This window comes from Corynebacterium sp. HMSC06D04 (assembly GCF_001807315.1).
Classification (GTDB): domain Bacteria; phylum Actinomycetota; class Actinomycetes; order Mycobacteriales; family Mycobacteriaceae; genus Corynebacterium; species Corynebacterium simulans.
The window spans coordinates 1-13,628 of sequence record NZ_KV788527.1 but is presented as its reverse complement, the minus strand read 5'-3'; the positions used below and the strand labels follow the sequence as shown (position 1 = coordinate 13,628).

Sequence of the window (13,628 nt, the reverse complement as noted above, 5' to 3'; positions counted from 1 at the left end):
CGTTGACGTCTACGCCATCCCGCAAAACCTTTACGTGTTTCCATGCGCCCATATGTTCTCTGTGTGCTGACGTAATTGCAGTTTTCTGATTGTTGCAGGCTAACGAGAAAGTAACTTTGCAACAACATACCGTGGAGTTCAAATTTAACGTGTAGCGTTATTGATGCTTCGCGTTATGGGGGATAGGGTGAAGCATGATCCAGTCGTTCGCTGACAAGGACACTGAGCGTCTGTGGAATCGAGAGCGGATCCCCCGGGAAACCGGCTCGAGGCGTTGAAAGGTGATCGGCGGGGTCAGTTCAGCATTCGAATCAATGACCAGTGGCGGATCTGTTTTCGGTGGTCCGCCGCGGGGCCAGAGGAGGTTGAGATCGTTGACTACCACTGACAAGCTCCCTCCGGTTCACCCCGGTGAGATCCTCATGGAGGACTTCCTCAAAGGAATGGGGATCACCCAGCACAAGCTCGCCGTCTCCATCGGCGTTCCGCCCCGCCGGATCAACGAAATTGTTCACGGTAAGCGCGCTGTAACCGCTGACACGGCCCTTCGTCTAGCGAAGTTTTTCGGAATGAGCCCCCAGTTCTGGCTCGGGTTACAGGCTCAATATGACTTGGACGTGGCGGAAGACAAGATCCTCTCGGAAATCGAGCGGATTCAACCGGTCTAAGCTGTCTCAGCGTAGCGGTTACCCGAACCAGGTCCGTCAGCGTGAGGATATGCACGCGGATGGTTCGAACTAGGGAATTTGGGGCCGCCGTCGCGTGGACTTGAGTTCCGAGCGCCGCTTTTTCGCTTCGAGACGGCGTCGCACCGAGCTCTGCGTCGGCTTGGTCCTGCGCCGCGGAGGAGGAAGCGGAGCGAGCGCCTCACGCAAGAGGGCGGCCATGCGTTCGCGTGCCTCGGTGCGGTTACGGACCTGCGAGCGCTGCGTCGACGCGCTCACGGTGAGTACTGTGCCGTCCAGGCGGTGTTCGAGGTTGTGAAGGACGCGGCGACGCTGGGCGTCGGAAAGCGATGAGCACGTAGCGATATCGACGGAAAGCTGCACTTTGCTGTCCGTAGTATTGACGCCTTGGCCACCTGGTCCCGACGACTTCGCGAACCGCTCCGTCAGGTCGGCGGCGACGATGACCAGACCCCCGGGGATCCCTGGGCCAGGCGCGATGGTCAGGTCGTTCATACCGCCCAGCTTAGTTAGAGTTGCTTCCGGATCAGACCCGCCGTGCGAGATCAGGGTAGTGTACGACCACGCCGCCACCGTCGACCTCCAACTCGACGTCGACTCCCCGTGTTCCGCTTTCATATCGGGCAGTTTCAGCATCGACGGAGCTGTAGTACTGGTCTGATGCGATCACCTGGAGGGACGGTATATCAATCCAAGCCATGATCAGCTGTGTTTTCGGAACCTGAGTCTCAAGCAGCGTCAAGCGACGAATAGGCATTGTGTTGGTGAGAGGGCACAGACCGAGATCGCAATCGAGTGCGCCTTTCAGGTCGGCTGACTGGACGATACCGGGGGAAGGCAGCTCTTCAGGCTGGGCGCCCTCTTCATTGGTTTCCGCCGACCACACGCCTTGTTCGGACCTTAACAGCTCGAGGCTTCGCCCCCATCCGTCGCCTTCAACGTTCACCGACACACGTTCGGTCATCCAGTTCTCCGCGGCGCGCAGCTCCCACGTGGCCTCGTATCCATCGCCGTATTGCACTCCGGAAGCGGTCAAACCGGCTCCTAAAAAATGAACTGCGGCCTCGTTCCGGATGAGGGGAGTCTCGACATGCTCCCACTTATACGTGCGCTCCATGGTGAGGATTTTACAACGCTCGATGGTGCGAAAAGGCAGGTAGCTTTCGATTTGGACCGCGTACCGAGGAGGAGGAGGCTTACCGGCAGAATGGTGTACTTCGTAAGCCCGCGGCGCAGAAGAATTCCATGAATGAGAGCAGGGCCAACGTGCCCGTTGCCGTCTGCAAAGGGATGAATCGTTTCAAACTGAGCGTGAGCAATTGCGGCCTGGATGAGAGCACCGTGCGAAGCGCCATCGAGGTAAAGACATAAGTCATCCACGAGGTCATGGACTAGGCCTGGGGGCGCTGGGATGAACTCGGCCCCAATGGGTGTGTGGTTACTTCCACCGGTCCAGTTTTGAATAGTGCGAAGTCCAGTGGAAATAGAGCCCTTCTCCCCCATCCACTCTCTTCGAAGCTTTTCGAGAAGCTCGACAGAGATTGTCGGTTCGGTGGCAAAGCTTTTCTCAATGGAACGCAGAACGGTGAGGTTGCGGGCAACCTCTTCCGCGCCTTCCTTAAAACCACGGACTTCTTCTACTTGGGCGAGTTCCGCGAGGACAACCTTATCGGCGTTGGGCGCAATACCTTCAATGCGTGAGGAAGAAATCGCCTCAGAACGCATGAGTAAGCGGGCCACAGACTCCAACTGGCCAGAAGCAGCATGACGGTTGAGATCCAAGATCTCTCGCTCGATACGTGCTGCCCGCCTGGTGAGCTCTGGGGAAAACTCCATGCCTTACTTACAAGATGGTCAGGGACATAGACCTAAAAAGGGCCTCCGGCCTTATCGCGCCGGGGAGTGCCGGAGCCTGATTCGGGGATCCAGCTCTCGGTAACGTAGTGAGGCTTGTAGAGGCTATCCATTCGTCAGACAGCAAATGATTGGTTGGATAACTCTTATCCAACCACTCATTGCGGTTTATGCGCTAGATAAATCTTAAACATACGGGGTTTCAGGGCCATAATTTGGCCTCAATGAGAATGTCAATGACACCTCAATGGGAAGATCAATGAGAACTCTTGTCATTGAAGAGGAATGAAGTTAGCATTGAGCCGTCATTGTTAACATTGAGGGCGGGTATTCATCGTGAACAGTTGGTCCGAGAATCAGCTGAGAGAGCTATTGGCTGAGCTTGAGTTGCGCGGCGGTGATTCAACAACAGTCGAGGTCAAAACCGCTCAAGGGGGCATTCCGGACTCTCTACCGCAGACATTGTGCGCGTTCGCAAACATGCCGAGTGGCGGCCTTATCATTCTCGGTGTCAATGAGAAGGAAGGATTCATTGTCACTGGCATTGAGAGTCCTTCGGAGATGGAGGCTGCTCTGGCCTCGCAGGCGCGTCATGCCATCACCCCTCCAGTCACAGTGCATACCGACAGTGTGGCAATAGATGGCACGCATGTCGTGATTGCGGAGGTTACGGGTCTTCCGATTATTGATAAGCCTGCTATCTACAGGGGAGAAGCGTATCTTCGAATGGCTGATGGGGACTACCGTATGAGTGCCTCGGAGCTGCGCATGATGGACGTGGCAAAGCTGCATGCCGAAGAGGCAGTGTCCTATGACACGACGATTGTGGAAGGCACGAGCCTTGCAGACCTAGATAGCGACGTGGTGCAAGATTTCTTGGTTCAGGCGCGGAAAAAGAATCGGCGACTATCGGGACTTACTCAAGATGAGGACGTCTTACGGGCGCTAGCGGTGACGACCGCGACTGGAGAGCTGACGCTTGCTGGCCTGTATGCGCTGGGTTTCTATCCCCAAGGGCATTTTCCCTCCTTAGCAGTAACGGTGGCGCAAAGGCTACCAAATGGTTCGAAGCACGGGCGAGTGTTGGGGTTGGAGACCTTTGAGGGGCCCGTTCCGGTGCTGTTGAACTCGGTAATGGGATGGGTAAGGCAACGTTTAGCCGCCGTACGGCGATATCGAGAGGACGGATCAATGGTGGAAGTTCCTGAACTTCCCCTTCCGGCCATTCGAGAGGCCGTGGCTAATGCATTGGTGCACCGTGATCTTGGGCCAAATACGTTGGGTGCGGGTAAATCGATTGATGTCCGCCTATTACCGGACAAGATGGTTATCTCCAGTCCAGGAGGCCTACGGGATCTGACGGTTGAACAGCTCAAGTCGAGAGATCTGGCGCGCCAGGAGATTAACCAGCGGCTCTATAGACTGTGCCGATATCTCAAAGCAGACGATGGCTCTTTTGTTATTGAGGGCGAAGGCGGCGGCGTGCAGCTCATGCTGGATGCCGCGCGAGAGCAAGGACTACCGGAGCCTGACCTGATAGATTCCGGCGTGCAATTTACGGTGAAAATGTGGCGGCCGGACACTCGTGGAGAGGCCCGTATCTGGGAGCCACTACGCAAGGAGGAATCAGGCACCGGCCCGGAACGACGAGTGGATGCACCAGTGACCTTGGAACGCCTGGGTGTTAACGCCCCGCGCGTAGCGGAGGCGCTGCGTACGGCGGCACAACCGCTGTCTATCGGCGAAATAGAAACAGCCACAAACCTTACTCGAGCGCAGGTCCGATATGCGCTGAAGTCACTGGTGAAGGCACGATTCGTGCGTATGGATGGCACGCGCGGTTCACAAGCGACAACCTATGAATGGCTAGCTAACCGCGGGGCTGCAGGCGCTTAACCAGCTGATCGTGGTGGACTGGGGCGAGGCAGCCGGCGTCGACGACGCGCCGGGCTAGCTCCTTGTCCCCCATCTTGGCGGCAAAGGCCATGCCCATGGTGATGTCATGGTCGGGGCGGCCGATAAGCGTAATTTCATCGCCAGGAGTGATGCGGCCAGGCTCGATGATGCGCAGGTAGGAGCCGCAATCACCGCGCTCCGTGAAGGACTTGAGCCAACCGGGCTCGTCCATCCAGCCGGAGAAGGTGGCACAGGGCGTGCGCGGGATAGACACTTCGAGCACGCACTCCCCCACCTGAATCTGCTGGTTGATCAGCATATTCGGCCAGGAGATCCCCTCGGTGGTGAGGTTCTCCCCGAAGTAGCCGTCACGCAGCACGCGGTTGAGCGTGCCCTCCCAGTAGTCGAGCTCCTCGCGGGCATAGGCGTAGACGGCCTTCTCAGCGCCGCCGTGGTGGGCGTGGTCGCCGATGGAATCCCCCACCACGCCGGAGCCGTCACCATAATTGGGCCCGGGAATCTCTAGGTCCAGGAAGGGGCACGGCTGCTTATCGATGCCCGTGTACTCGTGCCGCCCGTGCGGCTCCGGGCGGCGGACAGCGACGTTCGTGGAGATAACCTTCATGCTCACCCATTGTGGCACATCTCACGCGCTTACATATCGCGATCGCGGAAGAGCGCTTCGGCGGTCACGAGGTCGTAGAAGAAGAGGCGGGGGGCAAGCGGGAGGACGTCGGCAAGCATGGGCATGTCCTCCTTGAGTAGGGGGCTTTCCATGATGATGTCGTTCGCCGCGGCGCGGGATGCCAGGGCGAAGGCATAGGAAATATAGGGCATCCAGGCAGCGGCGTTGAGCTCGTCGGCGGTGTTTCCGCTGGCAAAGGCACCCAACGCGATGAGGGTGTGGTTGACGGACATGTCAACGCCCGCGTTTTGCACCAGCGAGGCCAGTGCCGTGGCGTCCTTGCGTAGGTGCTCGATGGTGCCCAGCGCATCGAGGGCGCCGTTGTTGGCAAAGCACTCACGCAGCGCGGCGACGCGGCCGGCCTCCCCCATCAGGTCATCGACGGGCGGTGTGGGGCTGTGAATGGTCGCAGCATTGAGTAGCATCGGGCGGGTCAGTCCATCAGCGCCGGACTCGCGCACGGCGGTGAGCTCGGGGTTCTCGCTGGTGGAGGGATTGAGGAGGAGATCCAGGTAGCTATCGACGCCGGATTCGGCAGTGGGCTCCAGCGGCGAGTGGAACAAGCGCGTGCGCGCAAGCGAGCGGGCCTGCTGGTTGACGCTGACGCCGGTGCGCGCCAGAGTGTGGACCGCGGCCTCCGGTTGGGCGCGCAGGCGATCGATGGTGCTGTCGAACATCGCCTGCAGTTTGGGGTTGGGGCTGCGCTGGGAGAGCACGTGGAGCGCGCGGAAGGTGCCCCACAGCTGTTCCGGAGTCCAGTCCTTCGAGGCCAGAGCTGCGGGCGAGCCTTCCGGCGTGATCACGATGGAGGCGCTGGAGGGGCGTGCAGGGGCGGCGAGGTTGGAGGAGGCGCGAAGCTCGCGGACATCGACAAGCAGCGAGCCATGCTCAGCAAGCTCCGCGGGCAGTTCAAACCCCTCTTCGGTGGGCATGAGTTGGGTGGGCGCTACGCTGGGCTCGGCCAAAGGCCAGGCCCAGCCCACTAAATCTGCCTGCGGTTCTGCGTTCTGTTCAATGATGATTTCATCGCCATTGAGCAGACCGCGGCTGACGAAGGGGGACTTGCGGACGGTGGCCAGCGCCGCATAGATGAGGCTGGTGGAGGCGGATGCTTCGTATTCGACGATGCGCCGCTCCAAGCTGCGGGCCTGGTGAGCCTCGCGCTCCCCCGCCGGGAGGGAGTCCAGGTAATCCTCGTAGGACAGCGTGGACCACATCAGGAAAAGCTCGGCCGTTGGCTGTTTGCGCACGGCGTTGGCCAGCGCGGCGTTGGGGACGGCGAGGCTGGTGACCGCCTGCGTCGTCTTCGACGTGCGGGCCAGCTCCTTGATCTTCTGGCGGCCGTCAATGGTGACGAACTTCGCCAGCGGCAGTGGGCGCGGCGAGTGGACGGTGAACATATCGTCCTGATCGAGCTGGCCGGCGAAAATCACTGGCTTATCGGAGTGCTCAGTGGGTTCCAAGCCGATGCGCTTGACGCGGCTAAACAAGGCCTCGGGCCAAACATCGAATTCCAGCTCATAGCCGGCCTCACTGGCTACGACCTCGCGGCGAGAGACCTCGGTGTCCTCGAGGGTGCGTGGTCCCTTCTCCAGCGCGATGGGCTTCTTTGGCGGAGAGGCCAGCGTGTAGCTGAAGGTTGAGTGCGCACCGAGGGCGTCGATGATGCGGAAATCCATGCCGCGCGGGCCGTCGTTGGTGGCGCGCATGTGGAGGCCCTCGGCGAGGGAGATGAAGCGGACGTCGACAAGCTGCTCGTCGTGCCACAGCGACACCTTGTAGCGGCCCACCCACGGGTCTTCGTAGAGGTCACCCGGGAAAGGCTCAGCGATGCCTGCGTCGAAAGTCTGCTCCGAAATCTCCTCCTGTTCGCCGCCGAGGGGCGCGTAGGTGAGATCGATGCGCCACTCCCCTTCCGCAATCAGGTGTACGCGCGGCGATTTGGTGAACACGGGCTCGTTGTCGAGGCCCCGGGCGTTAGGCAGGGTTGCTACGTCAAAGTCCCACTCGAAATCGCCGTGCTTGGCGACGTCCACCGGTTCCCTCTGCGGCACTCGGACCTGCTCCGGCAGCGGGCCCACTTCCCAGCCGGCCCAGATGCCCAGCGGCTCGGCATCCTCGAGCGTGCCCTGCGGCGCGATGAGGGTGGTGCGGTCATAGACGATGAACGGCGCCTCATCGGTGATGCCGGTGAAGGTGACGGTCTCGATGAGGTCCTCATCGCCATCGCGCAGGGTTACTTCGATGCGGGTAAAAGGCCCAGGGATGCCGACTTCCAGCGGCTCTTCGGTGGCGAATTCGCGCACCGAATGCGGGCGATCGATGAAGTGGGACTTGACCACCCACCGCGGATCCGTCAGTTCCGCTTCGGGGTACGTGGCGGGCAGCTGAAGCATGAGGATGTTGCTTCCCCGGCGCAGTGAAATCCGGGGGCCCTGTTCGATGAAATCAGTGGTGACCAACGGCGTTGTGGGAAGTGAATAAATCTCCGCGCTCATTTGCTTCATCATAGGACACCGCGGGGTGCTGTTGCCATGTCGCTGGTAGGCGGCCTGACTGTCCTATGAGTAGGACAGGTGTCCTATCGATAGGACAGCTAGCTATAGTAGGGCCATGGACCCAGTACAACTCCTCAAGAAAAGCCCGCTCAGCCTGAGCGAAGTGGCTCGGCGTTCGGGGGTCTCACGAAATACGCTCAACCTGTGGTTGCGTGAGACAGCTCAACCGAGTTTGGCTGGCTTGGAGAAGGTAATGCGCGTGCTTGGGTATGAGGTTTCCGTACAGGTACACCGCATGAGCGATGCCGCCGCCGCGACAGCCGCCCGAGTGCTTCTTGGGGAACTCGCAAGTGAGGAGCCGGACGTTAAAGCCTGGATTGACCGCTTTGTGCAGTGGGGTGACGCTCCAGCCGGCGGCGGTAGCTACCGGGCTCTCATGGAACGGGCCGCGTGGGCCTCCAACCCCTACGGCCGCCAGGGTGCTCTCCATTTTTTACCGGCGAATCCCATAACGCTTGCCTCAGCGGTTGATGCGAGCGGGCAACCGTGGGCGATGTCGGGTGCCTTTGCAGCTCAACAAGTCTCGGGGCATATCGCTGGTGAAGGAGAACCTCGATCAACATTGATTTGGTGCACAAATCCAGCAGACATCGTGCCTTCATTACCCACGCGGATTCGTGCCAGTGCTGAGCCAGTATCCGGAGGGATCACCCTCGTGCCAGTGGCTGGTGAAGAGCTCACGGGCGCAACAAAAGAATCAGGAATACACTACGTATTACCGCATCAACTTGCTATTGATGTGTGCGCAGAAAACTATGTGGGAGGGGCATAGGTGATGAGAAGAGCGACGAGCCGAGTGAGCTGGGAGCACCACGAGCGACCTCACATTGTGGAGTTGGGGACCGAGCGCGCGTTATTTCGACTCACCAAGCAACTTCCTGACTTGGTGTGGAATGCCGCCGCGCTGGAAGGAAACACGTTCACCCTCCCAGAAGTCCGTACGTTGCTCGATGGCGTCACGGTGGGTGGAAAGGCGCTTGCTGAACAGCAACAGATCTTGGACTTGTCAGAAGCTTTCAACCTGCTCCATGAGCTGGTCCTCAAAGAGGAATGTGCGGTGGATAAAGCCACCAGTAACGCACTCCATGCCGTGCTAGCAAGGAACGAGGCCCTGGACGCTGGTCTTTTCCGTGGTGAAGGCCATGTGGAGGGAGATGGCGGTGGAGTGCGGCTCATGGATGGCGGGTTCATCCCTTTCGACCCTGCTGATGAATTGGGTGAAGCTCATGCCGATTTGCTGGTCTCCCTTCAAGGGCTTGAAAACCCAGTCGAGCAAGCGTTGGCCTATTTCTGCTCTGCCACGCGTAGCCAGTTTTACTTCGATGGAAACAAGCGAACCGCACGGCTTGTGGCGTCAGGCCTCTTGATGAGCAATGGCTACGCAGCACTTAATATCCCTAATGCGAGAAGGCTGGAATTCAACCTTGCCCTCGATGAACTGTTCCGATCCGATGACGCTACGACCTTGATGGACTTCCTGTATGACTGCCTAGAGGAGTCCTCCCAGTAAGCGCAGTAGGCCCTCCGCTTCCGAAGCGGAGGGCCTACGTGGGGGCTGAATGCTCAGCGCATCCTTTAGTGCATAGTGCTGTAGTGCTTAGCGGAACATCTTCTGCAGAGCGGAGAAGTCAGCCTTGACCACGCCGACAGACTGCAGGAATGCGGCGATGGCGCCGAGCAGGGCAGCCACAACGCCTGCGCCCAAGAAGCCGGCGCCGACGGGGTGGCGTGGCTAAAAGGAACAGAGTTGACGACACCAGCGGACTTGTTGTGGTCAATTGCCTGCTCGGAGATTTCTTCAGGGAGTGGCCGTATGGGGACTTGCCCAGAACACTGTTGACGTCGGCAAGCACTGCGTGGACACCATAAAACGACAAACGGTGAACCCCAGGACGTGGGATTCACCGTGGTGAATGAATGAGCGGTTTAGGCCATCTGCAGGGTGGTGATGCAGGTTGCGCCCTCCTCGGAGGTGTCCAGTGGGACCTCGCCGGTCTTGCCGTCCTGCTCGATGGTGATGGTGCCCTTCTTGTCGGCCGGCAGCCAGTAGCCAATGAAGCCGTTGTCGAACGTCGTGGTGTCTTCGTTGACTAGCTCATTTCCTTCATCATCCGTGATGGTGACGTGGATGTCTTCCTTGCTGAGCTCACCAGTGCAGGTGGTCAGGGAGTGGTTGAAGCAGTCATGGGTCTGGGTCATGTACGGCGCGATGGAGACGTAGAACTTGTCCTCCGGCAAGGGCAGGGATGCTTGGCCCTGCTCGGCGGTGAGGACTAGCTCGTTCGGCAGCACGGAGGCGTGCAGATCGCTAGGGCGCTCCTCCTTGGGCATGTGGTCCAGCTTGTCGATGATCTCCGGGCCATCCAACCCTTCGAGATCGAACTCGTCGAGGATCTCCTCGGCAGACACCTGTTGGATGTCGGTGCTGGAAACGGCGCTCTTCGAGGCTTCGCTCGGGACGGGGCTCTCCGTGGAGCAGGCGGACAGGGTGATGGCTGCGGCGCACACAGCCGCAAGAGAAATGAGGCGTTTCATAAGTCTTCCGAATGGGTCCGAATATGTTTACTCAAGCCTATACCCCACCGGGGTATCAATCAAAGGGATGAGAGAAGGATCATCTTTTCGCGCTACGCAGGCTAAACTCTCCCCTATGTCTGATACTTCGGCCGCAACTTTGCCGCCCTGCCCCGAATGCTCCTCCGAGTACACCTACGAAATGCCGCCGCTGATTGTCTGCCCGGAGTGCGCGCACGAGTTCTCCGCCGATGCTCCTGGTGACCCAGCAGCAGACGAGTCCATGACGGTCATCGTGGATTCGGTGGGCAATGTGCTTGCCGACGGCGACACGGTCACCATCACCAAGACCCTTAAGGTCAAGGGCGCGCAACAGCCGCTAAAGGCTGGCACGAAGGTGCGCGGCATCCGCTTGAACTTCGACGCCGGCACCGGCCAGGAAGACCACAACATCGATTGCAAGATTGATGGTTTCGGCGCGATGAAGCTCAAGCCTGCGGTGGTGAAGAAGGTTTAGTATTAAAACCTGCGTGGGGCAGAGTCGGAGGTACTTCCTACCGCGAGCTAATAGCCAGCACGGATCCCCATGACAGTTACGCTTAATTACATGATTACCGGCGCCCTCAAAAACAACGTCGACCGCATTTGGGACACCTTCTGGTCCGGCGGCATTTCCAACCCTGTTTCCGTCATCGAGCAGTTCACCTACCTGCTCTTTATCAAGGACCTCGACGAGCGCCAGGTCCAGATTGATAAGCGCCGGGCGTTAGGAGATCCCACCGCGACGGACAACATCTTTGATGCCAGCCAACAGGATCTGCGGTGGCGCAATCTCATCGAGGACCGTGATATCGCCCGCCGCAAGGCCACCATCATCACCAAGGTCTTCCCCTTCCTCAAGGAGATGGGCGGCACAGGCTTCCAAGGACACATGGCTAACGCCTCCTTTGAGATTGAATCTGAGGCCACGCTCTCGCGCGTCATGGAGCTCATTGACCAGTTGCACTTTCCGAACAAGGACATGAAGGGCGACTTGTATGAGTACATGCTGGACAAGCTGTCCACCTCGGGTACGAACGGCCAGTTCCGCACACCCACCCACATTATCGAGCTCCTCGTCGCGCTCATGGAGCCGACGCCACAGCAGCACATCATTGACCCGGCCTGTGGCACTGCCGGGTTCTTGGTGGCTGCCAATGATTGGATTGCCCACCATCACCGCGAAGACCTCTACAACAAGGACACCCGCAGAACGTTCATCACAGAGGGCTTGACGGGCTTCGACTTTGACAAAACCATGGTGCGCATCGCGGCGATGAACATGTTCATGCATGGTTTTGAAGATCCCAACATCTCCCACCACGACTCCCTGCAGAAGCTGCCTACGAAGTACGATGAGGCCTTCGATCTCGTCCTGGCCAACCCACCTTTCGCGGGCAGCCTGGATAAGGATGCCATCGATCCCAAGCTCAAGTCGGTGACGACGGCTAAGAAAACGGAGATCCTCTTTGTCCACCGTTTCCTGCAGCTGCTCAAGCCGGGCGGCCGCGCCGCAGTGATTGTCCCTGAAGGCGTTCTCTTCGGCTCCACCAAGGCCCACAAGGCTCTTCGCAAAACCTTGGTTGAGGATCAGCGCTTGGATGCTGTCATCAAACTTCCCTCCGGCGTGTTCAAGCCTTACTCGGGTGTGTCCACCGCTGTCTTGTGTTTTACCCGCACGGATTCGGGCGGTACCGATGAGGTGTGGTTCTATGACGTCACCGCAGATGGCTACTCCCTGGATGACAAACGTACTCCGTTTCTTGACGCCCCCTTGCTCGGCCCCTCCCCTGCCTCCCATATCCAGGACCTGAGCGATCCCGCGCTTGCCGACGTCCCCACCTCCGTCACCCTCACCGACGAGCAGCTGAAGCTCAACAACCTTCCGGACGTTGTTGCCCGCTGGCATTCCCGCACCACCGACGAGCGTGAGCGCGCCCGCACGGACTACTCCTTCACCGTGCCCAAGGAGGAGATCGCCCAAGCCGACTACGACCTCTCCATGAACCGCTACAAGGAGATCGTCCTCGAAGCACAAGAAACCCGCGACCCCATGGACATCATCGCCGAAATCGAAGAACTCGACCGCGACATCGTCCAAGGCCTTGCCAACCTCAAGTCCATGCTTAGCGAGGGGAAATAACATGGCGAGCACGGCAAAGCACGACTGGCCGATGGTGCGGTTGGGGGATGTGTGTGAGGTTGTTTCAGGTGGCACACCGAAGACGAGTGTTGCGGAGTATTGGGACGGTGAGATTCCATGGGTGACACCTGCCGATCTGAGCAAACTAAAGGGGCTCGAAGTATGTTCTGGGGCACGAGCCATTACTCAAAAAGGTGTTGATAAAAGCTCTGCCGTGCTTCTTCCGGCAGGAAGTGTTGTGCTTTCGAGCCGTGCGCCAATTGGATATGTTGCAATTGCACAAGTGCCGATGGCTACGAATCAGGGCTGCAAGAGCTTCCTTCCTTCCTCCGAAATAGATGCACGCTACCTAGCCCACTATTTGCTTTCGCAGAAAGATGTCCTTCAATCGCGGGGTACAGGTGCGACGTTCAAGGAGCTTTCTAAATCAAGGGCGGCGGACATTCGAATCCCGCTCCCTCCCCTCGACGAGCAGCGCCGCATCGCGGCGATTTTGGATGAGGTTAATAGAATTCAAGCCTTGGTAAGTGGTTGGGAGGCGTTAGTCCGGCAATTTGAAGAATCAATTTTTAGAGGCTTTGCGCAGAACGCTCCAACGAGCCCTTTGGAAGACCTTTCAGTTGCAGTTATAGATTGCCCGCATTCAACCCCAAAATGGGCTGAAGAGGGAGAAATTTGCTTGTGGACAGGGAATTTGGCTGTAGGCAGTCTCAAATGGGATAAGCGTAGATACGTGTCATCGAAGACGTTTGAAGAAAGAACAAAGCGTGCCGAACTAGTGGAGGGCGATATTGTTCTTTCCCGAGAAGGAACCGTAGGAATTGCCGCAAAGATCCCAGCTGGCCTAAGGGCTTGTATGGGGCAGCGTCTTGTTCAGGTTCGTCCTGATCTGGAAAAGACCTCAAGTAATTGGCTTCTTCAATCAATACTCTATTCGCTTGACCCTAATCGCATAGGAATGCTGATGGTCGGGGCGACTTCAAAGCATCTGAACGTGAAGGACCTTAGAAAGCTAAAAGTGCCGGTATTGGGTCCCGCAGAGCTTTCTAGGTTTGAAACGCAAATAGAAATGACCGATAAACTCCGGCAATTGCTAAGCAAGCGATTCGAACTCGTCGCGGAACTACAAAAATCCCTCTCCACCCGCGCTTTCCAAGGAGAACTTTAATGGCAATTTTGAAGTGGCATGGATACATGGTTCCAGTGCTTCACGTATTGGTGTCGATTTGGGGTAGTTGGTACCGCGAGTCCGC

13 protein-coding genes and 1 pseudogene are annotated in these 13,628 nt (G+C 58.4%); 8 read left to right on the top strand and 6 right to left on the bottom strand.

Features of this window, described 5'->3' with window-relative positions:
* Nucleotides 1–194 precede the first annotated feature (194 nt).
* Together HMPREF3155_RS12480 and HMPREF3155_RS01925 are read left to right on the top strand one after the other, a co-directional pair.
* Nucleotides 195–388, top strand: a pseudogene (locus HMPREF3155_RS12480) (type II toxin-antitoxin system RelE/ParE family toxin).
* Nucleotides 375–668: a HigA family addiction module antitoxin gene (locus tag HMPREF3155_RS01925; RefSeq protein ID WP_083281220.1), complete on the top strand. Its 294-nt coding sequence runs from the start codon at nt 375–377 to the stop codon at nt 666–668. Before HMPREF3155_RS12480 ends, HMPREF3155_RS01925 begins: the two are co-directional and overlap by 14 nt.
* A 69-nt stretch (nt 669–737) precedes the next feature.
* On the opposite strand, the gene arfB is transcribed toward HMPREF3155_RS01925, so the two are convergent.
* Genes arfB through HMPREF3155_RS13205 form a run of 3 tightly spaced genes read right to left on the bottom strand, consistent with a single transcriptional unit; the run spans nt 738 to nt 2,522 of the window.
* A complete protein-coding gene (gene arfB, locus HMPREF3155_RS01920; RefSeq protein WP_070432453.1) occupies nt 738–1,181 on the bottom strand; it encodes an alternative ribosome rescue aminoacyl-tRNA hydrolase ArfB in 444 nt (147 codons plus the stop codon).
* A 31-nt stretch (nt 1,182–1,212) separates the two neighbouring features.
* Nucleotides 1,213–1,722, bottom strand: a complete 510-nt coding sequence (locus tag HMPREF3155_RS01915; protein ID WP_246817639.1) for a putative glycolipid-binding domain-containing protein — start codon at nt 1,720–1,722, stop codon at nt 1,213–1,215.
* A gap of 8 nt (nt 1,723–1,730) precedes the next feature.
* A complete protein-coding gene (locus HMPREF3155_RS13205) occupies nt 1,731–2,522 on the bottom strand; it encodes a Fic family protein (protein ID WP_246817637.1) in 792 nt (263 codons plus the stop codon).
* A 390-nt stretch (nt 2,523–2,912) separates the two neighbouring features.
* Here HMPREF3155_RS13205 and HMPREF3155_RS01905 point away from each other — a divergent pair, with 390 nt between their 5' ends.
* Nucleotides 2,913–4,436 (top strand): ATP-binding protein, encoded by a 1,524-nt coding sequence (locus HMPREF3155_RS01905; RefSeq protein WP_246817634.1) that lies wholly within the window; start codon nt 2,913–2,915, stop codon nt 4,434–4,436.
* Here the strand turns inward: HMPREF3155_RS01905 and HMPREF3155_RS01900 are convergent.
* Complete coding sequence (locus tag HMPREF3155_RS01900) at nt 4,411–5,061, bottom strand: MOSC domain-containing protein (RefSeq protein WP_070432450.1); 651 nt, start codon at nt 5,059–5,061, stop codon at nt 4,411–4,413. The two genes, HMPREF3155_RS01905 and HMPREF3155_RS01900, sit on opposite strands and share 26 nt — an antisense overlap.
* A 29-nt stretch (nt 5,062–5,090) precedes the next feature.
* Nucleotides 5,091–7,619, bottom strand: coding sequence for a hypothetical protein (locus tag HMPREF3155_RS01895; protein ID WP_246817633.1), 2,529 nt, complete (start codon nt 7,617–7,619; stop codon nt 5,091–5,093).
* 115 nt (nt 7,620–7,734) lie between these two features.
* On the opposite strand from HMPREF3155_RS01895, the gene HMPREF3155_RS01890 reads away from it, so the two are divergent.
* Both HMPREF3155_RS01890 and HMPREF3155_RS01885 read left to right on the top strand, forming a co-directional pair.
* Entirely contained in the window at nt 7,735–8,451 is a 717-nt protein-coding gene (locus tag HMPREF3155_RS01890) for a helix-turn-helix domain-containing protein (protein WP_070432448.1), read from the top strand.
* A gap of 24 nt (nt 8,452–8,475) precedes the next feature.
* Complete coding sequence (locus HMPREF3155_RS01885; protein WP_246817632.1) at nt 8,476–9,189, top strand: Fic family protein; 714 nt, start codon at nt 8,476–8,478, stop codon at nt 9,187–9,189.
* 416 nt (nt 9,190–9,605) lie between these two features.
* Here the strand turns inward: HMPREF3155_RS01885 and HMPREF3155_RS01880 are convergent, their stop codons facing one another.
* On the bottom strand, nt 9,606–10,214 hold the full coding sequence (locus HMPREF3155_RS01880) for a CueP family metal-binding protein (RefSeq protein ID WP_070432447.1): 609 nt from the start codon (nt 10,212–10,214) through the stop codon (nt 9,606–9,608).
* Nucleotides 10,215–10,329: 115 nt separating this feature from the next.
* On the opposite strand from HMPREF3155_RS01880, the gene HMPREF3155_RS01875 reads away from it, so the two are divergent.
* The 3 genes from HMPREF3155_RS01875 (at nt 10,330) to HMPREF3155_RS01865 (ending at nt 13,543) form a co-directional block, all read left to right on the top strand.
* Nucleotides 10,330–10,710: a zinc ribbon domain-containing protein YjdM gene (locus HMPREF3155_RS01875; protein ID WP_070432446.1), complete on the top strand. Its 381-nt coding sequence runs from the start codon at nt 10,330–10,332 to the stop codon at nt 10,708–10,710.
* Between the two features lie 90 nt (nt 10,711–10,800).
* Complete coding sequence (locus HMPREF3155_RS01870; protein WP_070432445.1) at nt 10,801–12,375, top strand: type I restriction-modification system subunit M; 1,575 nt, start codon at nt 10,801–10,803, stop codon at nt 12,373–12,375.
* 1 nt (nt 12,376) lies between these two features.
* Complete coding sequence (locus tag HMPREF3155_RS01865) at nt 12,377–13,543, top strand: restriction endonuclease subunit S (protein ID WP_070432444.1); 1,167 nt, start codon at nt 12,377–12,379, stop codon at nt 13,541–13,543.
* Nucleotides 13,544–13,628: the final 85 nt, after the last annotated feature.